Consider the following 22,534-nt stretch of genomic DNA (forward strand, 5'->3'; position numbering starts at 1 on the left):
AGTGAGGGCGAATGTTTTTAATTGGCCCTCAAACATAGTCTCGCCTATACTGGCCGCCATCTTATTAGTCGAGGCCAGAACATGGACATTCTTTCAGCAGCGACCATGCTGTTTCTTATTATGGATCCTCTTGGCAATTTGCCGATAGTGTTGTCCATTCTCAAACATTTAGATGCGAAGCGTCGCCGAAAAGTACTGATTCGTGAACTCGTGTTTGCCTTGATGATTCTGATGCTGTTCTTGTTCGCAGGACAGAGCATCATGAGTTTCCTTCATGTTCAGCCGGAGACCTTGAGTATTTCTGGCGGCATCATTCTGTTTATCATCGCCATTAAGATGATTTTCCCAAGTGCTGGTAGCATTACCGGGCTGGCCGCAGGTGAAGAGCCGTTTATTGTGCCGATGGCCATCCCCATGATTGCTGGGCCTTCGGTTATCGCTGCACTGCTTTTACTTTCTTCTCAGCATCCAGACAAGATTATGGAGTTGTCTGCCGCTGTATTGATTGCTTGGGGCGCCACTTTCTTCATCTTGATGTTCTACAGCTTCTTCCACCGGATTTTGGGAGAGCGTGGTCTCAAAGCGATTGAGCGTTTGATGGGATTGCTGTTGGTTATGATTTCTACCCAGATGTTTCTTGATGGCGTGAAGAGTTACATGGGTTAAACTTTTGCTCATCGGATGAATATAAAAAGCCGCTCTTGTGAGCGGCTTTCGTTTATCTGTCTTATTACATCATGTGCTTACGACGAATATCGAGCAGAGCAAAAATACCAAAAATTAAAATCGAGTACTTTTCCCATGCGCTCATCTTAATTTTGTCACCAAACGCACCGATGAAGATCGCCATCTGCAAACCATGCATCATGAACAGGAATGCGGCCATGATGTACAGCGCGATAGCTGCTTTTCCTGGGAATGGCATAAAAATGTTGAGAATTAGTATAAACCAGACAAAGGCGATCGCCGCTTTTGCCAGTATCAATAGCGCTTTCATTTAACTATCCTTTTAAATCGAAACTTTAAGCTGGTGAGCGTGCGTATAAGCGATAACTCACTTGACCTGCGGTTTTTTCTCGGTGCAGGAGCCAGCTATCCGGAACCCCAGCCATGTTCAGCTCTTTTTCAGTTTCAATATAAATCATCGCATCTTCAGTCAGCCAGCCGTTTTGCTCTAGCAAGGTCACGGTTTCATCCAATAACCCTTTGCGAAACGGTGGATCGATGAATACTACGTGATGTGGCGTGCCCGGTTGCTTTAAAAAGCTCAGCGTATCGGTATTTACCACATGGATATTGCTAGCATTAAGTGAGGCTACGTTTTTCTGTAGCTGCAGAAATGCTTGAGGGTTTAGCTCAATCATGGTCACTTGTTCCGCTTGGCGAGAAGCGGATTCAAAGCCTAAGCCGCCGGAACCTGCGAATAAGTCGAGGCACTTTGCTTGTGGTACATCTTGAGCTAACCAGTTAAACAGCGTTTCTTTTACGCGATCCGTGGTTGGACGCAGACCTTCTGCATCATGCACAGGTAGCTTTCTACCTCTCCATAAACCACTAATAATGCGAACAAAGCCCGTTGTTGGCTTTTTTTGTGAGGAGTTTTGCTGGCGACGTCTTACCATAGATTTTTTGACCGCTAATAAAGTGATACTATAGCCAATCGCCCAAGCTTTAAGCTTGGGTGCAGCCCAGAATATTCAAGATGACAGAGTGTAACACTAATAAGATTAGAATTACCTAATTGGAAAGTTAGCACAACTCTGTCATCAGGCTTTTCTGAATCAGTCATTCTGTTTTCAGGAAAGCGTACTTAATAGATAAAGAGACAATCTAGGATAGCCCCAGATGACGGAAAAAAAGAAGCGCGGATTACTTTCGTGGCTAGGTTTTGGTGATGAAGAGCAAAGCCAAAAGCCAACGCCGGAAGAGTCAGTAAAAGAAGAAGCAGCGGAAGCGCCTGCGACCGAGCAGAAACCAACGGAAGAAGTTGCCGAGCCGGTGGAAGAAAAAACAAGTGTGGAAGAAGAGTCAGTGAAAGCTGAGGCTGTTTCAGCAGAAGCAGAAGCAGAAGCAGAAGAGCCGCAAGCCCCCGTCGCTCCTCGTGTTCAAGAGCAGGAAAAACCGACCGAGAGCTTCTTTGCACGTCTTAAGCGCAGTCTAAGTCGAACCAAAGCCAACATTGGCGCAGGTTTCTTTGGTTTATTCAGCGGTAAAAAAATTGACGATGACCTCTTCGAAGAGCTAGAAGAGCAGCTATTGATTGCTGATGTGGGCATGAACACCACAACAAAAATCATCAACAACCTGACAGAGAAAGCCTCTCGCGGCGATCTTAAAGATGGCGAAGCCCTTTATGGTCTGCTGAAAGAAGAGATGGCTGAAATCCTTGTTAAGGTTGAACAGCCTCTTGAAATCGACAGTGGCAAAACACCTTACGTTATTTTGATGGTTGGTGTGAACGGTGTGGGGAAAACCACCACGATCGGTAAACTGGCGAAACAATTCCAAAATGAAGGTAAAAAAGTCATGCTTGCCGCAGGTGATACCTTCCGTGCTGCAGCCGTTGAACAGCTGCAAGTCTGGGGTGAGCGTAATAATGTACCTGTGATTGCTCAGCATACTGGCGCTGACAGTGCTTCGGTCATTTATGATGCGATTGAAGCAGCAAAAGCGCGTGGTGTGGATGTGGTGATTGCGGATACCGCAGGTCGTCTACAAAACAAAGCAAACCTGATGGAAGAGCTACGCAAGATCGTGCGCGTGATGAAGAAAATTGACGATTCGGCACCGCATGAGATCATGCTAACGCTAGACGCAGGTACGGGTCAAAACGCCATTAGCCAAGCAAAACTTTTCAGTGATGTTGCGCCTCTAACCGGGATTACCTTGACTAAGCTGGATGGGACAGCAAAAGGTGGTGTGATCTTTGCGATTGCCGATCAGTTCGAAATCCCAATTCGCTACATTGGTGTTGGTGAAGGTATCGAAGACTTGCGTCCTTTTGAAACTCAAGAGTTCATTGACGCTCTGTTTAGCCGTGAAGAGTAATTAGAGTTAGAGGAAATCAAACGGTGATCAAATTTCAGCAAGTGAGCAAAGCTTACCGAGGTGGTCGACAAGCCCTGCAGAAAGTCGATTTTCACTTGAGGCGCGGAGAGATGGCGTTTTTAGGCGGACATTCTGGTGCAGGTAAAAGCACCTTGTTGAAATTGATATGTGCGATAGAGCGTCCAACCGATGGAAAAATCCATTTCAATGGTCATGACATCACACGTATCTCAAACAAAGACATTCCGTTTTTGCGCCGTAATATCGGAATTGTATTCCAAGATCACCGTCTTTTGATGGATCGCAGCGTGTTCGACAACGTGGCGCTGCCGATGCGCATTGAATCCATTTCCGAAAATGAAATCAAACGCCGCGTTTCTGCAGCGTTGGATAAAACGGGCTTGCTCGATAAAGCCCGTTGTTTGCCTAGCCAGTTATCTGGTGGTGAACAGCAACGGGTGGGTATCGCACGTGCCGTGGTAAACCGGCCAACCTTGCTAGTGGCCGATGAGCCAACGGGTAACCTTGACCCTGAGCTGTCTAACCGCGTGTTACGACTGTTTGAAGAATTTAACCGGGCAGGCGTAACGATTCTCCTTGCGACGCACGATATCGGGTTAGTAAATACTCGCCCACAATATCGCCATTTTGAATTGAACCAAGGCTTCCTAAGTGAGGTAGAAGACTATGGTAGGTAACAAGCGCACCCAGAAGAAAGGGAAAGGTCGCAGTGCCAAGCGTGCCAATACCGATGGTTTTTTTTCTGTCCATGCAAAACAAGCAAAATCTTCTTTCGGCGCGTTATGGCGTCGTCCTTTAGGTAACATTCTTACTCTAGCCGTGATTTCGATGGCGTTGTCGATGCCCGCTTGTTTGTATTTGCTGGGGAAAAACCTCGCTGGAGCAGCTGAGGACGTCGCATCACCATCGCAAGTGAGTGCTTACTTAGTGGAAGGCATGCCTGATGCACGCGTGATGGTGTTAAAAGATCAAATCGAGACTTGGCCTTTAGTAAAAGAGGTGGAATATATTTCGCCGCAACAAGGTCTATCGGATTTAAGCCAATACGCCGGCTTTGACCAAGCGTTGAGCCTACTAAGTGGTTATGCATTACCTGGCGTGTTGGTGATTACACCCGATTCAGAAGTGAAGAGTGATATTCAGTCGATTGCCAAGCAAGTTCGTGAGCAACAAGACGTGACCGACGTGAGGCTCGATGAAGACTGGCTAGCACGCCTTGATGCCATCAAAACTCTTGCTAGTATTATTGTTATCACCCTGACAATACTGATGTTGGGTGCGGTATTTTTAATCGTCGGTAATACATTGCGCTTTAATGTGCTGGCGAACAAAGAAGAGATTCAAACCATGAAGCTGATTGGGGCGACCGACAGCTTTATTCTTCGTCCTTATTTATACACGGGCATGTGGTTCGGTGTGTTGGGTGCAAGCATAGCATGGTTAGTGACGGCTTTGATCACCGTTGTTATGAATAATGCTGTGGAAAAGTTGGCGTCACTTTATGACAGCCAATTCCGTTTGATTGGATTGAGTTGGGATGAATCTCTGTTGTTGATCATCACTGGTAGTTTACTGGGTTGTATCGCCGCACGAGTATCCGCGCAGCGTCACCTGAACGAAATTGAACCTGTTTAGGTGATAAAGGTCTTATACTTGGAATTTATTAGCACAAGCTAATATCTCTCCTCTTGTTTAGACCATTTGTTTATGGATAATTACTCGCCCTTCTTGAAACTTGTTCATTTTAAGTTCAAGATGGCGAAGCTAAATTGTAATGTAATGCTCCAGATCAGAGATTGATGAGGAATTGAATGACAAAAGAAGCGTATCCGATGGCTCTAGTCACGCAAGATAGTCTTGATAGCTATATTCGTTCTGTAAACAGCTACCCAATGCTGACACCAGAAGAAGAGCGTGGGCTGGCAGAAAGATTACATTACAATGGTGAGATAGATGCGGCGAAAGGCCTGATCCTGTCACACCTACGATTCGTTGTTCATGTTGCTCGTGGCTACTCGGGTTATGGCTTGCCGATGGCAGACCTAGTACAAGAGGGCAACATCGGTCTGATGAAAGCGGTTAAGCGTTTCAACCCAGAAGTGGGTGTGCGTTTGGTTTCTTTCGCTGTTCACTGGATCAAAGCTGAGATTCATGAGTACGTATTGCGTAACTGGCGTATCGTGAAGATCGCGACAACCAAAGCGCAACGTAAATTGTTCTTCAATCTGCGTAAATCCAAAAAGCGTCTTGGTTGGTTCAACAACGGTGAAGTAGAAACCGTTGCTCGTGAGCTGGGTGTGGATCCTTCAGAGGTGCGAGAAATGGAATCTCGTCTAGCGGCCGTCGACTCAACGTTTGACATGCCAATGGATGATGATGACAGCGCAAACTCGTACACTGCCCCAATGGTCTACCTAGAAGACAAGTCATCTGATGTGGCTGACAATATTGAAGCGGCAAACTGGGAAACGCACACTAACAACCGTTTAGGTCATGCACTTGCAAGTTTAGATGAGCGCAGCCAGCGCATTGTTCGTTCTCGTTGGTTAGACGATGAGAAGGCAACGTTGCAAGACCTTGCCGATGAGTTTGGCGTTTCTGCCGAGCGTATTCGCCAGTTAGAAAAGAACGCAATGAAGAAACTGAAACTGGCGGTTGGGGAATTCTAACTTCAATTTCTCATCTAAGATAAGATTTTCATAGAAAGCCGAGATCATGTGATCTCGGCTTTTTTATTTTCGATCGAATATCGGTAGCGTTTGCGATCCCACTTATCTGTGCTACCTGTGCATAACTCTGTGAGGTAATTATTCATCAACTGTTCGAAAGCCGGACAAAATAAGGCTTTCAAGTCTAATGCTAGTTGGGGATAGTTATAAATATACACACAACTAAATCAAGATCATTACTATATATTGTGGATCAAAAGATCTAAATATACCTTATCAACGTAATTCACAGCTTTATCCACAAGTGGTGGTATTGTGAGCAAGATTTAATATCCAGATTATCCTTGTGTCTAAGTTTGGCTCTGGATAGGTTACAATAGCATCCGCAATTATGAACAAAAGAAAGAGAAAGAAATGGACCAGTTTCAGCATATTGATGTACAAGGCGCACTGACTCTACTTAAGCAAGGTGACGTAAGGCTTGTTGATATCCGTGACCCTCAAGCGTTTGCCGTTGCTCACGCTGAGTCGGCATTTCACTTAACCAATGACTCTATCGTTTCGTTTATGAATGACGTTGAGTTTGAACAGCCTATCTTAGTGATGTGCTATCACGGGATCAGTAGTCAAGGTGCTGCACAATATTTAGTTAACCAAGGCTTCGAACAGGTGTACAGTGTGGATGGTGGCTTTGAAGCTTGGCAACGAGCACAACTACCGATAGTGAGAAGTTAATGAAGAGATTGGTAACGTTAAATAACCCACGCATGGCGCAAGCTTTCATTGATTACATGGCATCACGCAAGATTGAAATCCAAATGATGCCAGAAGGCGAAGGGCAATTTGCACTCTGGCTTGCGGATAGTCAGCACGAAATAGAAGTGGAAGCCGAATTACAGCACTTTCTTGCGAATCCCTCCGGATCGAAATACAGTGCAGCTTCGTGGGACGTTGCCGATACTCGTAAGAGCCAGTTTCATTACGCGAGCCCGAGCATCATGAGCATGGTTAAAGCTAAAGCGGGCCCTGTGACACTCTCGGTGATGTTCACGTGCGCAGTGATTTACCTTCTGCAGATATTAGGCTTTGGTAGAGGTGTCTTCGACTTATTGCATTTTCCCGCATTTGAAGGGCAGCAATGGCAACTTTGGCGCTGGATAAGCCATGCATTATTGCATTTTTCAGTCACCCATATTGCATTTAACTTACTGTGGTGGTGGCAACTAGGTGGTGATATCGAGCGTCGCTTAGGCTCAGGAAAGCTGCTGCAAATCTTCTTGATCTCAGCGGCACTGTCCGGTGCGGGGCAGTTCTACGTTGAGGGAGCGAACTTCGGTGGCTTGTCTGGCGTGGTTTATGCGTTGCTTGGTTACTTATGGATTCTTGGCTACCGTCTGCCGCATCTTGGTCTAACCCTGCCAAAACCGATTATTGGCTTTATGCTGGTATGGTTAGTGCTGGGCTTTGTTCAGCCGTTTATGGCGATTGCCAATACGGCGCATTTGGTGGGTTTGCTCTCGGGTATGGCGATTGCCATGTTTGATTCTGTGAAGCAAAAATACCAGCAAGTGTAACTTTGCTTGTCTCTCGAAATAAAAGACCGCCAATCGGCGGTCTTTTTGCATATAGAGTTTATCGATTACTGATAGAGGTATTTGGTAAACAACAGATCAGCAATGATGGTTTTACCTGTTTCAGGCAGTAGTGTTTCGTTCAGTGTCGCGACTAAGGTTTTGCGTAGATCTTCTCGACCGGATAGGGATTTGATGGTGTCTTCAGTTTGCTTACCCAGCAGCTCGATTGCGGCATCACGAATCAATGGTTGGTGGTGTTCAATGACCGCCAAATCATGCTGGCTCATGACCATAATGTCGATGCGCACTTGTACATAACCGAGTTTTTTCCCTTTCGTATAGAAGTTGGTGGTGAGATCGGGCTCAAGGGTAAAGTAGGCTAATTGTGGTCCTGCTTCTTTTGTTTCTGCCCAAGAGGGTGTGGAAACAAGTAGACTTAATGCGAAAATAATTTGGGCTACATAACGTTTGTACATATTTCTAACTTTTCTTTCTCTGGATCGCGATATTCGAATCGCTTAAGTCTTGATACAATGACCGCCTATAACAAATAACGGAACTTACAGTTTCAATAAGACAGTAAGTTGTTGCTTTATTGTACGCATAAAGCCACCAATTGAATACTAGTATGAATCAGCCGACATCGCTCTATCTTGCTTCATTATTGGAAGTAGAGTGGCAAAACCCCGAAAATTTTGAATTTCCAAATGAATTCGCCAAGCATTGGCTTGAAGAACAAGGGTCTTTGTCACGCCGTTTAAGTCAGTATTGCCAGCACCTAAGCGTGGAATTACTGCATAATCAAATCGTCGCTGCTAAGACGTTAAAACGCAACGAGAGCCAACTCTTGTCTGAGCAAGATTGCCTTCTGCGTGAGGTGATTTTGCGTGGCGACAATAGTGAGTGGGTCATTGGACGCACCCTTATTCCACGTTCTACCTTGATCGATCAGCAATACGATTTAGCCCAGCAAGGGGATATTCCGCTAGGTTTGACCGTGTTTAGTGCTGACAATGTTGAACGTGATGCCCTACAAATGGGGTGGGTGAGTTTGCCTCAAGGCCGCTTATTAGCTCGTCGTTCAAGACTGTGGATGAATCACAAACCTATGTTGGTCGCTGAGTTATTCTTACCTAGTTCACCAGTTTACGCTAAGGAGAAGGTGTAAATGACCGCAGAGAAAGCCAAAGCATATTGGCAACTGATGCGAATGGATCGCCCAATTGGTTCACTCTTGTTATTGTGGCCGACGGTTTGGGCCCTTGTGATTGCCGCCCAAGGCATGCCAAGTTGGAATGTACTCATCGTGTTTGTGTTAGGTGTGTTCCTAATGCGTAGCGCTGGTTGTGTGATTAACGATTTTGCTGATCGTAAAGTTGATGGCCATGTGAAGCGTACCAAACAGCGCCCACTGCCATCGGGCAAAGTGACCTCGAAAGAGGCGATTGGTCTATTTTTGGTTCTGGGTATCAGCTCATTCTTATTAGTGCTAACCATGAACCCGCTGACGGTTCAGCTTTCTTTCGCAGGCATTGTATTAGCCTTCATTTATCCATTTATGAAGCGCTATACTCACCTGCCGCAACTCTTTTTGGGCTTGGCATTTAGCTGGGCGATTCCAATGGCATGGGCTGCACAAACCGGTGAGTTGCCATGGATTGTGTGGTTCGTGTTCGTGATTAACGCATTATGGACGATTGCTTACGACACTCAATACGCGATGGTCGACCGTGATGATGATTTAAAGATTGGTATTAAATCGACTGCTATCTTGTTCGGTCGTCATGACAAGTTGGTGATTGGCGTTCTGCAGTTGATGACCTTGGCGATGTTGGTTCTGCTTGGTCAACACTACGAACTGGGGCAGAGCTACTACTGGACGATTTTACTTGCCGCTTCTCTGTTTGTGTATCAGCAGCACTTAATTCGCCACCGTGAACGCGATTTGTGTTTTAAAGCCTTCCTCAATAACAATTATGTGGGAATGGTGATTGCGATGGGGTTACTTGTCGCGTTCTGGTAAGTATTCATTACCAAGCCACTATCGTTCGAAGACAAAAAGGCATCCAATCGGATGCCTTTTTAATTTGTACTGAGCTCAGTTTTTATGCCTGAAGTTGGTGGATACTCTCTTCGATAGTGAGCTTCACTTCAGGATAGAGCAGAGCAAACAGAAGCTTGGCGAATTGTTGCGTTTTATCTAAATCGCAATTGCCGTCACTGTCTAAGTATTGCTGTTCTTTCAACGTATTGAACATTGCAGTGAACACACCTTTGTCGAAGAACTCTGGCGCGTTGATACCGTGCAGACGGCCCAAGCGTTGAGCAATGTCTTGGCTCTGCTGTTCTAGATCTGATTTACCTAGCTCTTGGTCGGCAACCAATAAATTCATCGCGATGGAGTAGCGCTGCAATGTTTCAGTGATCGTGCGGCCAAGCAGAACCAAAGGTTGGTTGTTTGATTGGTTGATCTCCAACTTACCGCCGTCTAGGCTGATCATTTTCTGCTCTGCAAACTCGTTCAAGATCTTCACGACGAGATCATTCAGTTTCTCTTCTTTGTAGCTTAGAAACAGCTCTTTCTTAAGGAATGGATAAATTTGTGCAACGTTCTCTTGAATCTTCTCTACTGACAGGTTGCGCTGACGAATGATCATCTGTGCAATCAATGACGGTAGCGCAAACAAGTGAATGATGTTGTTGCGGTAGTAAGTCATCAGAATCGACTGGCTACGATCCAGCGAAATGATGTCACCCATGGTGTCCGTTTCAATCACAAACTTATCCAGAGAGATGGCGTGATCAACCAACTCTTCAGCACTTTCTGTTGGAACGGTTGAAGTGCTTGAATATGGGTTGTTCTTAAGTAGCTTTAAGTAGCACTCAATCTGATTGATCAGCGAGTCACGAGACAAGGCGCGTTGACGAGAGGCCAGTAGCGCTGTTGCACACAGTGTGAGTGCGTTGGTCGCTGCCGCATCGTTAATGTGCGTCATCATCTTGTTTGCTAGATCATTCACCACAGGGTTCATCCATTGTGGCTTGCTGCCGCCCATGCGGTCGATGTCTTTCGTCCACTCAGGAGCGTGCTCATTCAGGTATTGGTTTAGCTGAATTGGCTTACCAAAGTTCACATAGCCAAGCCCAAAGTTGCGCAGCTTACGCAGAGTACGCAACACAAGGCCGGCGTTTTCTTTCTCTTTGCGTGAACCGCGAAGTTCTTTGGCGTAAGTGCCCACTTCCATGACGTGCTCGTAACCGATGTAAACAGGTACTAGCGTGACTGGACGGTTTAGACCGCGCAGCATCGCTTGAATCGTCATGGCCAACATACCGGTTTTTGCTTGCAGTAGACGCCCTGTGCGTGAACGACCGCCTTCGCTGAAGTACTCAACCGAGTAACCTTTCGCGAACAGTTCGGATAGGTACTCACGGAAAATCGTTGAGTACAGCTTGTTGCCTTTAAAGCTACGACGAATAAAGAACGCACCGCCGCGACGGAAGATTGGGCCTGCTGGGAAGAAATTCAGGTTAATACCTGCAGCAATGTGCGGAGGTACCATACCTTCATGGTACAGAACGTAAGAAAGCAGTAGGTAGTCCATATGACTGCGGTGACATGGCACGTACACAATCTCATGACCATCTTGCGCTAGGCGACGAACGGTCGACGCGTTATTGATGTGCAGACCTTGGTACAGTTTTGTCCATAGCCAACCAAGAATGCGATCGCCGTTTTTCACCAAACCATAAGAGAAGTCAGCGGCAATTTCATCCATGATGTCATGGGCTTCTTTGCGTGCTTTTTCAATCGAGATGTTTTTGCTCTGCGCTTCATCTTCAATCGCTTTCTCTATCGCTGGCGATTGCATTAGACGAGCAAACAGCACTTCGCGTTGAGGCAAGTTTGGACCTGACGCAGCCAGTTTTTGACGAGAGAAGTGGATACGAGCGACACGCGCCAGCTTATGCGCGATGGCACTGTCCGTACCGTGGGAGTCGGCCATGTAACGCAGAGACACCACCGGGCTGAAGCGAACTAAACAGTCGCGACCTGCGGCCATGACTGCTTTTGCTTTTTGCGGGCCATTCATTGGCTGAAGGTATGGCTTGTGGTTCTCTTCTTTACCTGGTTTACGACCCCACAGCACTGTTACTGGGAGCATCTGAACATCAAGTTCGCTGTCGAGCTTGTGCAATTCCAGTAGGTCAGTAAAGAGAGAGACCGATTCGCTAGGTGCATCATTGTCATTGCTCATCATGGTTGGAGGAGACGCAATGAACACGAAACGGTTCAGTGTCTTGCCGTTGACTTCCAATGGGCTGAGCGGGTCAGGTAGACCAAGGCTCAGAGTTTGCTTTTGTAGTGTCAGCAAATCCACGTTCGAACGGAACGGTAAGGCATACACAATCGGTTTGGTTAGGTCGATGTTGAGATCGTCAATCGGATTCGATGGAATTGTGGTGCCCTTTACCATTACCGATAAAGGTAGTTTTAGTAATGAACGTGAAAATGATTGTCCAGAAGACATAAAGTTCACAGCCTCAATAGGTATTCAAACAAGCCCAACCTTATTTCTGTGTCCGCTTTCCCCACATTAATAAGGAAGGAAATAGATACGGCTATAGAAATAAGCCTAGGCGATAAAATTTAAGCGGTGTAAGGATATCAGAAACTGATCAAACCTTTTAATTTTATTGAGTGCAAATTGGTCGATTGCCTAGGTGATGGCTTTCTTTCGTGGAATAGGGAGCGGTGTGTTTAAAACGCCAGCTAAGTTAAGGTTGGTGAGGGCGCTCAGGAAGCGAATCAAATAAATTAAAAAACAACCAATTGGGTTTTCATTTGTTCATTTACTGGATATACTCACAGTTAACTGTATAAAAAGACAGGTGACATATGAAGCCGTTAACGCCGCGCCAACAACAAGTCTTCGATTTGATTAAAAGCAAAATCGAAGATACTGGAATGCCACCAACTCGTGCAGAGATTGCGCGTGAGCTTGGCTTCCGCTCTGCGAATGCCGCAGAAGAACACCTAAAAGCCCTTGCTCGTAAACAAGCGATTGAAATTATACCAGGGGCATCTCGTGGGATACGAATCCTACTGGAAGATGCAGCGAACGACGATCAAGGTCTGCCTTTGATTGGTCAAGTTGCTGCCGGTGAGCCGATTCTGGCTCAAGAGCATGTGGAATCGCACTATCAAGTGGATCCGGCCATGTTCAAACCGAAAGCGGATTTCCTACTTCGCGTAAACGGCGAAAGTATGAAAGACATTGGCATCATGGATGGCGACTTACTGGCTGTGCACAAAACTCAAGATGTGCGTGATGGTCAGGTGGTCGTTGCTCGTGTTGATGATGATGTGACGGTGAAGCGTCTGGAGCGCAAAGGCTCAACGGTATTGCTGCATGCAGAAAACGAAGAGTTTGCGCCTATTCAAGTTGATTTGACGTCTCAGCATCTGGCGATCGAAGGTCTGGCGGTTGGCATTATTCGCAACACGGACTGGATGTAATACTTTCCCCCAAAGCCCAGCACTCTCGCTGGGCTTTATGTATGTTCGTTCTCAACATTAACCAATAAGGGTAACAGATGGGTTATTCCGATTGGTATATCAAGCGGTTATTGGCGAGTTATTAAACTCTCATGTACACTCTTGCGCCTACATTGCCTGGCTTCTTTGTTCGAGTTCAGGCCCACTAAAGAGGCGCCTGTGACAAACTCAATCTTTTCTCCTTTATCAAATCCTCGAGTTCATCGTCAGGTGTTAATGCTCGCAATCCCGATGGTGCTATCGAATATTACTGTCCCACTATTGGGCTTGGTTGACGCCGCTGTGATCGGCCACCTTGAGCACGCTTGGTATCTGGGGGGTGTCGCGTTGGGTAGCACGATGATCAGCGTGACGTTCTGGCTACTTGGCTTTTTACGTATGTCGACCACTGGATTGGCAGCACAGTCTTATGGCGGCGAAGATCGCAAACAGTTGGCGTTGGTGTTCATGCAAGGTTCAGTCATGGCATTGCTGTTCGCGTTGGTCTTTCTTATTGCTCATCATCCGATTGCAGATCTGATCTTTGGTTGGAGTGATGCCAGTGCGGAAGTGAAGCGCTACGGCATACAATATTTCTCTATCCGTGTGTGGAGTGCGCCAGCGGCATTGATGAACTTTGTGTTATTGGGTTGGTTGCTTGGAACGCAAAACGCCAAAGCACCAATGTGGATGGTGATCATCACTAACGCAACTAACATCGCGCTCGATTTGTTGTTTGTGATTGGTTTGGGTTGGAAAGTAGAAGGCGTGGCGCTTGCGTCTGTCATTGCAGACTACTCAGGCATGGCATTTGGCTTACTGTGCGTGTGGAAAACATGGCAAGCGCGCCAGTTGCCGTCTCCAAAGAGTTTGCTTACCGATACTCAACATGGGCTAGGGCGCTTTGTAAAACTCAATCGCGATATCTTCTTACGCTCATTATGCTTGCAAGCAGCATTTAGCTTTATGACTTTCCAAGGAGCGAGCTTTGGTGATGATGTGGTGGCAGCTAATGCGGTATTGATGAGTTTCTTGATGCTGATTTCCTACGGCATGGATGGCTTTGCTTACGCTATGGAAGCCATGGTGGGGAAAGCGATTGGCGCGAAAGACCGAGCACAACTCAGTGCGTCGTTAATTGGTACCTTTTTCTGGAGTCTGATCATCTGTTTGGGTCTGACTGCGGTATTTGCTTTGGTGGGATCGCATTTGATCGCCATGATCACATCAATTGAAGTCGTACAGCAACAAGCGTCCGTTTATTTACCGTGGCTGGTAGTAATGCCATTAACATCGATGTGGTGCTTTCTATTCGATGGTATTTTTGTTGGTGCGACCAAAGGTAAGGACATGCGTAACAGTATGTTTGTCGCGACGTGCTGCTTCTTCGCGATTTTCTTTTTGTTCTCTGGCTGGCAAAACCATGCATTGTGGTTTGCGATGACTAGCTTTATGGCGATGCGGGGGATTGGACTCGGGGTCATCTTCTTCTATCAGTGGAGAAAGGGAAGCTTCCTCGCTTAATTACAAAAAACAGCAGGTCGAAACCTGCTGTTTTAGTTTTTGGATCATGGCAACCCAATTGAATTAGAATAATCGGTTCAATCCGTTCAGTGCGGCTACGCGATACGCTTCTGCCATCGTCGGGTAGTTGAAAGTGGTATTGACGAAGTATTCAATCGTATTGGCTTCGCCTTTTTGCTCCATGATGGCCTGACCGATGTGGATGATTTCCGCAGCACGCTCACCAAAGCAGTGAATACCAAGAATCTCTTTGGTTTCGCGATGGAAGAGGATCTTCAAGCTGCCGATGTCTTTACCTGCAATCTGTGCACGAGCTAGATGCTTGAATGAAGAGCGTCCCACTTCGTAAGGCACTTTCGCCGCAGTCAGTTCTTGCTCGGTTTTACCTACTGAGCTGATTTCTGGAATGGTGTAGATACCCGTCGGGATATCATCAATCAGATTGCCGTCGGCTTGTCCTTTGGTGATGGCTTGTGCCACGAAACGACCTTGGTCATACGCAGCACTGGCTAGACTAGGATAGCCAATCACATCACCTACGGCGTAGATGTGCTCGATATCGGTACGGTAGTTATCATCGACTTTAAGCTGACCGCGAGAGTCGGCTTCAAGCCCAACGACCGCAAGGTTCAGTTTGTCCGTGTTGCCCGTACGACCATTGGCATACAGTAGGCAATCTGCCTTCATTTTTTTACCGGACTGTAGATGGACGATAACCCCATCCTCGGTGCCTTCTATTTTCTCAAAGGTTTCATCATTGCGAATCACAACGCCACTGTTCCAGAAGTGGTAAGAAAGCGCATCGGAGACTTCGTTATCAAGGAAGGAGAGCAGGCGATCACGAGTGTTAATCAGGTCGGTCTTTACGCCAAGTCCACGGAAGATTGATGCGTACTCACAACCAATTACCCCTGCGCCGTAAATGATGATGTGGCGAGGATCGTGCTTCAAACTCAGGATAGAATCGCTGTCGTAAATACGCTCATGTAAGAAGTCGACGTTGTTCGGTTGGTAAGGGCGAGAACCTGTCGCGATAACAAATTTATCAGCAGAGAAGATTTCTTCCGTACCATCGCTTTGCATCAATGCAATCGAATTATTATCGATAAAGCGTGCTGTACCAAACAATAACGTGCACGAGTTACGATCATAAAAGCCCTGGCGAAGTCGAGTTTGCTTGTCGATGACCGATTTTGCATGGCCTAAAATGTCAGAAAATGTGGCATGAATACTTGTGTTATTACGACAAAATAATGGGTTGTTGTTGAACTCAATAATACGACTAACGGCATGGCGCAATGCTTTCGAAGGTATGGTTCCCCAGTGCGTGCATCCGCCACCCACGCTACTTTCTTTTTCTACAATGGCGACATTCAGTCCTGCTTTGGTTAAACCCATTGCCGCCCCTTCTCCCCCGGGACCACTACCAATTACGATCACGTCATAGTGATTAGCATGCGCCATGATGGTTTCCTTGTTATATTTGCGTAACATTGCTGTTGCGAGATGTTAACTCATTTACACAGTAGGTGGTATGTAATGGCTGCTAGAGAGTGGAAGTGATCACGCAGAAATGAATAAAATAACTATTTGCTATGCGGTATGTCTACAAATTGAGTAGGGAAGATTGCATTCGGATATAAGCCAGTAGTAACGTGTTCGAGGCTCGCTTTGGTCAATTTGAACCGAGATAACGTCGCTTTATACGTAGGGGGGATATGCGTTATATTGACACTCTCGTACCCGAATGAAAAGAAGAGCCAGTTTAAGAATGAAATCAATGGGAATCCGTGCACAACAAAAAGAAAAAACACGTCGCTCGCTGATCGATGCGGCATTTAATCAATTAAGTGCGGATCGTAGTTTTTCCAATCTCAGCTTGCGAGAAGTCGCTCGAGAAGCGGGGATTGCACCCACTTCTTTTTATCGGCACTTCAAAGATATGGATGAGCTAGGCTTAACCATGGTTGATGAAGGTGGTTTGCTATTACGCCAACTGATGCGACAGGCACGCCAGCGTATTGTCAAAGAAGGCAGTGTAATTCGAACTTCGGTTGAAACCTTCATGGAATTCATTGCAAGTAGTCCTAACGTTTTCCGCTTATTGCTGCGTGAGCGCTCTGGCACTTCTTCTGAATTTCGTACTGCCGTCGCTCGAGAAATTCAGCATTTTGCGGCAGAATTAACAGAGTATTTAATGAGCACTGGAATGACTAGGGAAGAGGCGTTTACTCAAGCAGAGGCATCGGTGACCTTGGTATTTAGCTCTGGTGCAGAAGCTTTAGATTTAGATCGACGTGAACGCGATGAACTCGCCGAGCGATTGATCATGCAATTGCGAATGATAGCCAAAGGGGCCTATTGGTATCGCAAAGAACGTGAACGTAACCGATTAAAAGGCGGGATAGAATAATGTCGAATGGAAATAAATCTGAAAAGAAAACGCTGATTTTGGCGCTGGTTGCAGGTATATGTGGTGATGCTTTGTTGTCATGGTTAACCATGAGTGAAGTGTCGTTCTCCATCTTTCCTTTGATTGCTCTTGTGTTGGCGGTACAAGCGCTGTACCAAGAATATCTTAACAATCCGGTATCAGAAGATATCCCGCTCGTGGGGCTAGCATGTTTCTTTGTGGGAGCTTTTGGTCACTCTGCGTTTATCAAAGCGCAATACCCAGAAGCAGGCTCGAACTTCTTTGCTATCCTGGTTTCTCTGATCTTATTGGCTTGGATCGGTAAGAAACTGGGCTTTATGAACAAGAAAAACGCAGTAGAATAAGCAAATCGAATCCAATAAAAAAGCGAGCTACTGAGCTCGCTTTTTTTATGCCTGATGCTGGTGGATTACGCTTTACGCTCAAGCAGAACACCTGCTTCCATGTGGTGCGTGTAAGGGAATTGATCAAACAAAGCAAAACGCGTTACGTTATGTGTTTCACATAGAATGTCCAGGTTCTCTTTTAGTGTCTCAGGGTTGCAAGAGATGTACATAATGCGTCCGTAACCTTGCACCATTTTACACGTGTCTACATCCATACCTGAGCGTGGCGGGTCGACAAAAATCGTATTGCAGTTGTAGCTCTTCAGGTCCACACCCGCATCTTGTAGGCGGCGGAATTCACGCTTACCTTCGATGGCTTGCGTAAACTCTTCTGCTGATAGTCTTAAGATTTGTACGTTATCAATCTTGTTCGCTGCGATGTTGTATTGCGCAGAAACCACCGATGGTTTCGCTAGCTCAGTGGCTAAAACGCGGTCGAAGTTCTGTGCCAGTGCTAAAGAGAAGTTACCGTTACCACAATAAAGCTCTAGTAGATCACCGGTGCTCTCTTGAGTACAGTCGACGGCCCACTCCAGCATTTTTTCTGCTACTTTGCCGTTTGGTTGGGTAAAGCTGTTTTCTACTTGTTGGTAGATGTAGCTTTGGCCATTTACGTCTAGCTTCTCAATGACGTAATCGCGGTCAAGAACGACTTTCATTTTTCGCGCACGACCGATGATGTTCAGGTTAAAGCCTTCATCATTTAGACGTTGCTTCAGTGCTTTTGCGTTTTCAATCCATTCATCATCAAGTTGACGGTGGTAAAGCAAAGAAACCAAAACCTCGCCACTCAACGTCGATAGGAAATCCACTTGGAACAATTTGCGGCGTAGTGATTCGTTGTCTTTCATTGCTTCAACCAATAGTGGCATCAAATCATTGATCAGACGACTTGCCGCAGGGAATTGGTCAACGCGGTATTTTTCACGAGTTTCTTGGTCAAACATGATGTAGTAAAGATCTTCACCCTCATGCCAAACGCGGAACTCAGCACGCATACGGTAGTGCTGCTCTGGGGATTCAAACACTTCAAGTTCTGGCACGTTGTATGGCGCGAACATATCAGTGAGACGTTCGACTTTTTCAGCCAGTTGTTCTTGGTAGCGTTGTGGATGTACATCAAGAGTAGCCATGATCTTACCTTTTATGGTGCATTCTTCAATTTAAGAGCGCAGATTTTATTCAATCTCAACCGTATGTCCAGTTTTGTCCCTGAATTGATTTAAAGATAGTGTGTTCTGCGTCGGTAGATCGAGAAATGAACGAGAGTCTGAGTATTCCGGTGGGTATTATTGGCTGGACAAATAATCAATAGCTGAATAATATTTGCCCCGAGTTGGTGTTATCTAGCAATCTAGATGGCTGAAATGGGAATCTGGTGAGAGTCCAGAACTGACGCGCAGCGGTAAAAGAGAACGAACGCTCATTCAAGACACTGCATTAGTATATGTGGGAAGTCGAGTAAGTAGGTGGTGTAAACCTCGCTCTGAAGTCCGAATACCGACCAACAGCTGAGCCATAATATGAAATCATCGCTTAAGGGTGAGGCTCAGTAGGAACGACGCGATTTAGGACAATATAATGAGAAAATCTCTACTAGCGATCACATGTGCATCGTTACTTTCACCTGTCTCTTATCTACAGGCCCAAGAAATCTCCGCTGACGAAACCCTCGTCGTGACGGCTAACCGTTTTAAGCAAATTGATGGCGCAGTACTGGCACAAACGGTCACTGTCACCAAAGAAGACATCGAACGTTTGCAAGCGCAGAGCTTAGTCGATGTATTCCGCACCTTACCAAGTGTGGAGGTTGCTCAATATGGCGGTCGTGGCCAAAGTGCCTCTCTTTATATTCGTGGTGGTAGCTCATCCCAAGTGCTTGTGCTGGTGGATGGCGTACGAATGCCAAGAGCCATTATGGGCGGTGTGGACTTTAACCAGTTTCCAATTAACTCAATTGAACGCATCGACTATATCCGTGGTGCTCGCGCCTCTATCTACGGTTCAGAAGCGATTTCTGGCGTTATCAACATTATTACTCGTGCAAATATTGATAGTGATGCGAGTAAAGTATCGGCTGGCTACGGTTCTGATAACCATACCCAAGGCGCCTTTGTTGTCTCTAAACCGATCGGCGAAGATAAGCACATAAAGGGGGTGTTAGGTTATGAGAAAACGGATGGTTTTAATGTTAGGCCGTTGCCGGGCGTTAATGACGGTGATGAGCACGGTTTTGAGTCTTTTAACTTTAAATTGGGCTATCAGCAGAACTTCTTTGAGAATGTGACAGGTTACGTTGGTGTGACGGCATATAACAATGAATATGACTACGACAATAGTAACTATGGAAACCCAGATTGGGACACTGTCGATAAGCACGAAAAGAAAACGGGTGATGTGGAATACGTTGGTGCAGACTTGTCATTGGAATACTCAAAAGAGCTGTATTCTTCAGAGCTGAAAATCGCTTACGGTCAGCAAGACAACTATGACTACAAAGCGAACCAGTCTAAATCAAAAGGTGATCATGTTGCCATTGAGCAATTCAACGCGATTTGGTTGAATTCGTACAGCATTAACGAAGAGTTGAGCGTTGGCGGTGGTTTGGATTATCGTACTGAGAAGCTCGCAAAAGGCTACATTGCACCAAGTGATTGGGGACCAGCACAAGACTACGCACCAGACAAGAACCCAAGAACCAACTTTGGTGTTAGCGCTATTGCTCAGTATGTATTTGACGTATGGACGCTAGAAGCAAGTGTACGTAATGACGAAAACAATCAGTTTGGTAACAACACCACATGGCAAACGGCTGCTAGTTGGAAAGTTTACGAAGGTTACGAGCTGACCTTGAGTCACGGCACCGCTTTTCGCGCCCCAAGCTTTGTTGACTTGTACTACCCAGGTTCTGAAATGCCAAACTTAAAACCAGAAGAGTCAGAAAATACGGAGATCTCTCTATCTGGCGCGGCATCCATTGTTGATTGGACGGTAACGGGTTACTACAACCAAATTGAGAATATGCTGATTTGGGAAGGTGCGGGCATGCAAAATGTCGGCGAAGCAGAAATCAAAGGGGTTGAGCTAGAAGTGAAGTTCGACACGGATGTTGTTTCTCACGAGTTCTATCTCGATTACAAAGATCCTATCGATAAGTCCGGAGCAGAAGACACTCAATTAGCTTACCGTTCAAAACGCGGTGCTAAGTGGAATGCTTACGCAACATTTGACCAATGGACGCTGGGTTCGCAGTATCTGTACCAAGGTGAGCGCTTCTATAATGGCAATAGACTCCCTAGTTATAGTCTATGGATCTTCACTGCTTCTTACGCTGTAAACCAAAGTTGGGATATTAATGCGAAACTGAGCAATGCATTCGATAAGGATTACGAGATGTATTCGGGCTACGCGACTCCGGGGCGTCAGTACTTTGTCTCAGCAGACTATCGCTTTTAATAGCGCTTGAGGAGTTAAGGCCGCCGTATAGGCGGTCTTGTTTATTTCAAAGACATATTGCATTAACTAAGCTTGGAGTGGGACTGAGGCGTAATGCCGCTATCAAAGATACCCAGTTAAAGCATTGCCAAACCAAATCTAACCAGTATGATCGCCGGGTCTCTAATTTGCAGGTAAGACTCGTGCGAGCATCCAGTAAGAAAAAAGTCCTAGTGTTTGATTCCGGTGTCGGAGGGCTATCTGTCTTTCAAGAAATCCACCGACTTCTGCCACACATGGATTACTTGTATTTGTTCGACAATGAAGCTTACCCATACGGTGAGCTTGATCAGGATGTCTTGATATCACGTGTTAATCAACTGGTGTCAGCATTAGTTGAAGATCATCAGGTAGATATTGTGGTCATCGCGTGCAATACCGCGAGTACTATTGTGCTTCCCTCGTTACGTGAAAGCTTATCCATACCTGTCGTCGGTGTCGTGCCAGCGATCAAGCCTGCTTCCTTACTTGCATCTCAAGGGGTTGGGCTTATTGCAACACCGGCAACCGTCACCCGCCAGTACACACATGAATTGATTCGTGATTTTGCACAAGGTAAACCGGTAGAACTCCTTGGCTCTACGCGTTTGGTTGATATGGCAGAAGAAAAGCTGCGTGGTCAGTCGATCTCGATGAATGAATTAAAGACGATCCTTTCGCCCTTGCGAGATAAAGTTGATGTCGCCGTGCTAGGTTGTACACACTTCCCATTGATGAAAGAAGAAATTCATCAAGCGTTAGATGGTGAAGTGACTCTGATTGACTCTGGTGAAGCGATTGCTCGTCGAGTGAAAGCGTTATTATTCAATCAGGAAATAGAAGAAAGTAAAGAAGAGGGGGCTAAGAAGATTTATGCCAGTGCACCTCCTTGGGAAGAAGATGCACTGAACGTTTGTTTGGCGAAACTAGGATTTAATCCTGTTCAGGTTTATCGCCATCCTGGTGTTTTGGATCGTTAGCAATTCGAACTTTCAATGTTCGTTCCATATATTCTTTTTCATTTAGTTTAGCGATGGCTGGTTCAGCATCCTCTGCTGCCATTACGACAAAACCAAACCCTCTTCTTTTGCCTGTGCGCTTATCTTTCATTAAGCGCACAGCGTAGACTTGACCATATTGCGCAAATAAATCACGCACGTGACTCTCATTTGCTTTATAAGGCAGGTTACCGACATACAGCGTTTTAGTAGAAGGATCGGTATTCGAAGGTTGAATAACAGGTGTCTTGCTAGAAAGTGAAAATAGAAAAGCAGTAGCGGCGACACCAATAACGAAGCTGAAGGCTGGCGAAATAGCCAATTGAGAGAAGACAACTCCCCCAACGACCGCTAACCCGGCACATAAGATCAGATTTTTTTTAGAAGTCATTTTAATTACTACATATAGATAAGAATTAAGTAAGTTGTCTATTAACAAAATAGACACATGGATCTTACGTATATGGTTGGTTTTTTTCCAACCAATTGCTGTGACATGTCTCAAATGTGACGAAGAAATATGCAGATACAACGTGTTTGATGGATAAGTGAGCGGTTGAATTGTTTTTTTTCGAAAAAAGGTTGTGTTCATTTCTCAGTTCCCTATACTGCGCATCCACCGACACGGAGTGAGACGAAAGTAACACGACGAGTTGGAAAGGGAGAAAAGAAGTTTGAAAAAACGCTTGACTCTCAAAACGGGAAGCGTAAAGTACGCACCCCTAACCACGAAGCGCAGAAGCGCCAAGTTGATTAGAAAAGCTCTTTAACAATATAGACCTATCAATCTGTGTGGGCACTCGTTGATGATAATCCAATTAGATACCTTGGTATCAAATTAGGTTTCAATGAACTGAGTGACCAATC

General features: G+C 45.8%; 22 protein-coding genes and 1 riboswitch. Of the genes, 15 read left to right on the top strand and 7 right to left on the bottom strand.

The window, feature by feature from the left end; all coding sequences use genetic code 11:
* Positions 1–81: 81 nt before the first annotated feature.
* Positions 82–666 carry a YhgN family NAAT transporter gene (locus AK965_RS18230; protein ID WP_005430358.1) on the top strand — a complete coding sequence of 195 codons (585 nt, stop codon included), beginning with the start codon at positions 82–84 and terminating at the stop codon, positions 664–666.
* Between the two features lie 64 nt (positions 667–730).
* On the opposite strand, the gene AK965_RS18235 is transcribed toward AK965_RS18230, so the two are convergent.
* Positions 731–997: a DUF1145 domain-containing protein gene (locus AK965_RS18235; RefSeq protein ID WP_099080949.1), complete on the bottom strand. Its 267-nt coding sequence runs from the start codon at positions 995–997 to the stop codon at positions 731–733.
* A gap of 25 nt (positions 998–1,022) precedes the next feature.
* Positions 1,023–1,622 (bottom strand): 16S rRNA (guanine(966)-N(2))-methyltransferase RsmD, encoded by a 600-nt coding sequence (rsmD, locus tag AK965_RS18240; RefSeq protein WP_099080950.1) that lies wholly within the window; start codon positions 1,620–1,622, stop codon positions 1,023–1,025.
* Positions 1,623–1,845: 223 nt separating this feature from the next.
* Between rsmD and ftsY the strand changes: the two genes are divergently transcribed.
* The 6 genes from ftsY to glpG all read left to right on the top strand — a co-directional run bounded on the left by ftsY (position 1,846) and on the right by glpG (position 7,312).
* The gene (gene ftsY, locus AK965_RS18245; protein WP_099080951.1) at positions 1,846–3,048 is read left to right on the top strand and encodes a signal recognition particle-docking protein FtsY; all 1,203 of its coding nucleotides are present in this window, start codon (positions 1,846–1,848) and stop codon (positions 3,046–3,048) included.
* Between the two features lie 23 nt (positions 3,049–3,071).
* On the top strand, positions 3,072–3,746 hold the full coding sequence (gene ftsE / locus AK965_RS18250; protein WP_005535654.1) for a cell division ATP-binding protein FtsE: 675 nt from the start codon (positions 3,072–3,074) through the stop codon (positions 3,744–3,746).
* Positions 3,736–4,704 carry a permease-like cell division protein FtsX gene (ftsX, locus tag AK965_RS18255; RefSeq protein ID WP_099080952.1) on the top strand — a complete coding sequence of 323 codons (969 nt, stop codon included), beginning with the start codon at positions 3,736–3,738 and terminating at the stop codon, positions 4,702–4,704. The genes ftsE and ftsX overlap by 11 nt, the downstream gene beginning before the upstream one ends.
* Positions 4,705–4,880: 176 nt before the next feature.
* A complete protein-coding gene (rpoH, locus tag AK965_RS18260; RefSeq protein ID WP_099080953.1) occupies positions 4,881–5,738 on the top strand; it encodes an RNA polymerase sigma factor RpoH in 858 nt (285 codons plus the stop codon).
* 414 nt (positions 5,739–6,152) lie between these two features.
* The gene (gene glpE, locus AK965_RS18265; protein WP_099080954.1) at positions 6,153–6,473 is read left to right on the top strand and encodes a thiosulfate sulfurtransferase GlpE; all 321 of its coding nucleotides are present in this window, start codon (positions 6,153–6,155) and stop codon (positions 6,471–6,473) included.
* Complete coding sequence (gene glpG, locus AK965_RS18270; protein WP_099080955.1) at positions 6,473–7,312, top strand: rhomboid family intramembrane serine protease GlpG; 840 nt, start codon at positions 6,473–6,475, stop codon at positions 7,310–7,312. Before glpE ends, glpG begins: the two co-directional genes overlap by 1 nt.
* A gap of 65 nt (positions 7,313–7,377) precedes the next feature.
* Here the strand turns inward: glpG and AK965_RS18275 are convergent, their stop codons facing one another.
* On the bottom strand, positions 7,378–7,788 hold the full coding sequence (locus AK965_RS18275; RefSeq protein ID WP_099080956.1) for a flagellar basal body-associated protein FliL: 411 nt from the start codon (positions 7,786–7,788) through the stop codon (positions 7,378–7,380).
* Positions 7,789–7,940: 152 nt separating this feature from the next.
* On the opposite strand from AK965_RS18275, the gene AK965_RS18280 reads away from it, so the two are divergent.
* Together AK965_RS18280 and ubiA are read left to right on the top strand one after the other, a co-directional pair.
* A complete protein-coding gene (locus AK965_RS18280) occupies positions 7,941–8,480 on the top strand; it encodes a chorismate lyase (RefSeq protein WP_172438191.1) in 540 nt (179 codons plus the stop codon).
* Positions 8,481–9,335, top strand: a complete 855-nt coding sequence (gene ubiA, locus AK965_RS18285) for a 4-hydroxybenzoate octaprenyltransferase (RefSeq protein ID WP_099080958.1) — start codon at positions 8,481–8,483, stop codon at positions 9,333–9,335.
* 82 nt (positions 9,336–9,417) lie between these two features.
* Here the strand turns inward: ubiA and plsB are convergent, their stop codons facing one another.
* Positions 9,418–11,844 carry a glycerol-3-phosphate 1-O-acyltransferase PlsB gene (gene plsB / locus AK965_RS18290; protein WP_099080959.1) on the bottom strand — a complete coding sequence of 809 codons (2,427 nt, stop codon included), beginning with the start codon at positions 11,842–11,844 and terminating at the stop codon, positions 9,418–9,420.
* Positions 11,845–12,212: 368 nt separating this feature from the next.
* On the opposite strand from plsB, the gene lexA reads away from it, so the two are divergent.
* Together lexA and dinF are read left to right on the top strand one after the other, a co-directional pair.
* Positions 12,213–12,833, top strand: a complete 621-nt coding sequence (gene lexA, locus AK965_RS18300; RefSeq protein ID WP_099080960.1) for a transcriptional repressor LexA — start codon at positions 12,213–12,215, stop codon at positions 12,831–12,833.
* A gap of 198 nt (positions 12,834–13,031) precedes the next feature.
* On the top strand, positions 13,032–14,375 hold the full coding sequence (gene dinF / locus AK965_RS18305) for an MATE family efflux transporter DinF (RefSeq protein ID WP_099080961.1): 1,344 nt from the start codon (positions 13,032–13,034) through the stop codon (positions 14,373–14,375).
* A gap of 63 nt (positions 14,376–14,438) precedes the next feature.
* Here dinF and sthA read toward each other — a convergent pair whose 3' ends face one another.
* Positions 14,439–15,869: a Si-specific NAD(P)(+) transhydrogenase gene (gene sthA / locus AK965_RS18310; protein WP_099080962.1), complete on the bottom strand. Its 1,431-nt coding sequence runs from the start codon at positions 15,867–15,869 to the stop codon at positions 14,439–14,441.
* A 277-nt stretch (positions 15,870–16,146) separates the two neighbouring features.
* Here sthA and fabR point away from each other — a divergent pair, with 277 nt between their 5' ends.
* Together fabR and AK965_RS18320 are read left to right on the top strand one after the other, a co-directional pair.
* Positions 16,147–16,788, top strand: a complete 642-nt coding sequence (gene fabR / locus AK965_RS18315; RefSeq protein WP_099080963.1) for an HTH-type transcriptional repressor FabR — start codon at positions 16,147–16,149, stop codon at positions 16,786–16,788.
* Positions 16,788–17,153 carry a YijD family membrane protein gene (locus AK965_RS18320; protein WP_099080964.1) on the top strand — a complete coding sequence of 122 codons (366 nt, stop codon included), beginning with the start codon at positions 16,788–16,790 and terminating at the stop codon, positions 17,151–17,153. The genes fabR and AK965_RS18320 overlap by 1 nt, the downstream gene beginning before the upstream one ends.
* Before the next feature lie 65 nt (positions 17,154–17,218).
* On the opposite strand, the gene trmA is transcribed toward AK965_RS18320, so the two are convergent.
* On the bottom strand, positions 17,219–18,328 hold the full coding sequence (gene trmA / locus AK965_RS18325; protein ID WP_099080965.1) for a tRNA (uridine(54)-C5)-methyltransferase TrmA: 1,110 nt from the start codon (positions 18,326–18,328) through the stop codon (positions 17,219–17,221).
* A gap of 187 nt (positions 18,329–18,515) precedes the next feature.
* Positions 18,516–18,719, top strand: a riboswitch (cobalamin riboswitch).
* A 57-nt stretch (positions 18,720–18,776) separates the two neighbouring features.
* On the opposite strand from trmA, the gene AK965_RS18330 reads away from it, so the two are divergent.
* Positions 18,777–20,651: a TonB-dependent receptor gene (locus AK965_RS18330; protein WP_099080966.1), complete on the top strand. Its 1,875-nt coding sequence runs from the start codon at positions 18,777–18,779 to the stop codon at positions 20,649–20,651.
* Positions 20,652–20,833: 182 nt separating this feature from the next.
* Positions 20,834–21,649: a glutamate racemase gene (murI, locus tag AK965_RS18335; protein WP_099080967.1), complete on the top strand. Its 816-nt coding sequence runs from the start codon at positions 20,834–20,836 to the stop codon at positions 21,647–21,649.
* Here the strand turns inward: murI and AK965_RS18340 are convergent.
* Complete coding sequence (locus AK965_RS18340) at positions 21,603–22,058, bottom strand: RNA-binding protein (protein ID WP_099080968.1); 456 nt, start codon at positions 22,056–22,058, stop codon at positions 21,603–21,605. The genes murI and AK965_RS18340 overlap by 47 nt on opposite strands.
* Positions 22,059–22,534: the final 476 nt, after the last annotated feature.

It is taken from the genome of Vibrio sp. PID17_43 (genome assembly GCF_002608565.1).
GTDB lineage: Bacteria > Pseudomonadota > Gammaproteobacteria > Enterobacterales > Vibrionaceae > Vibrio.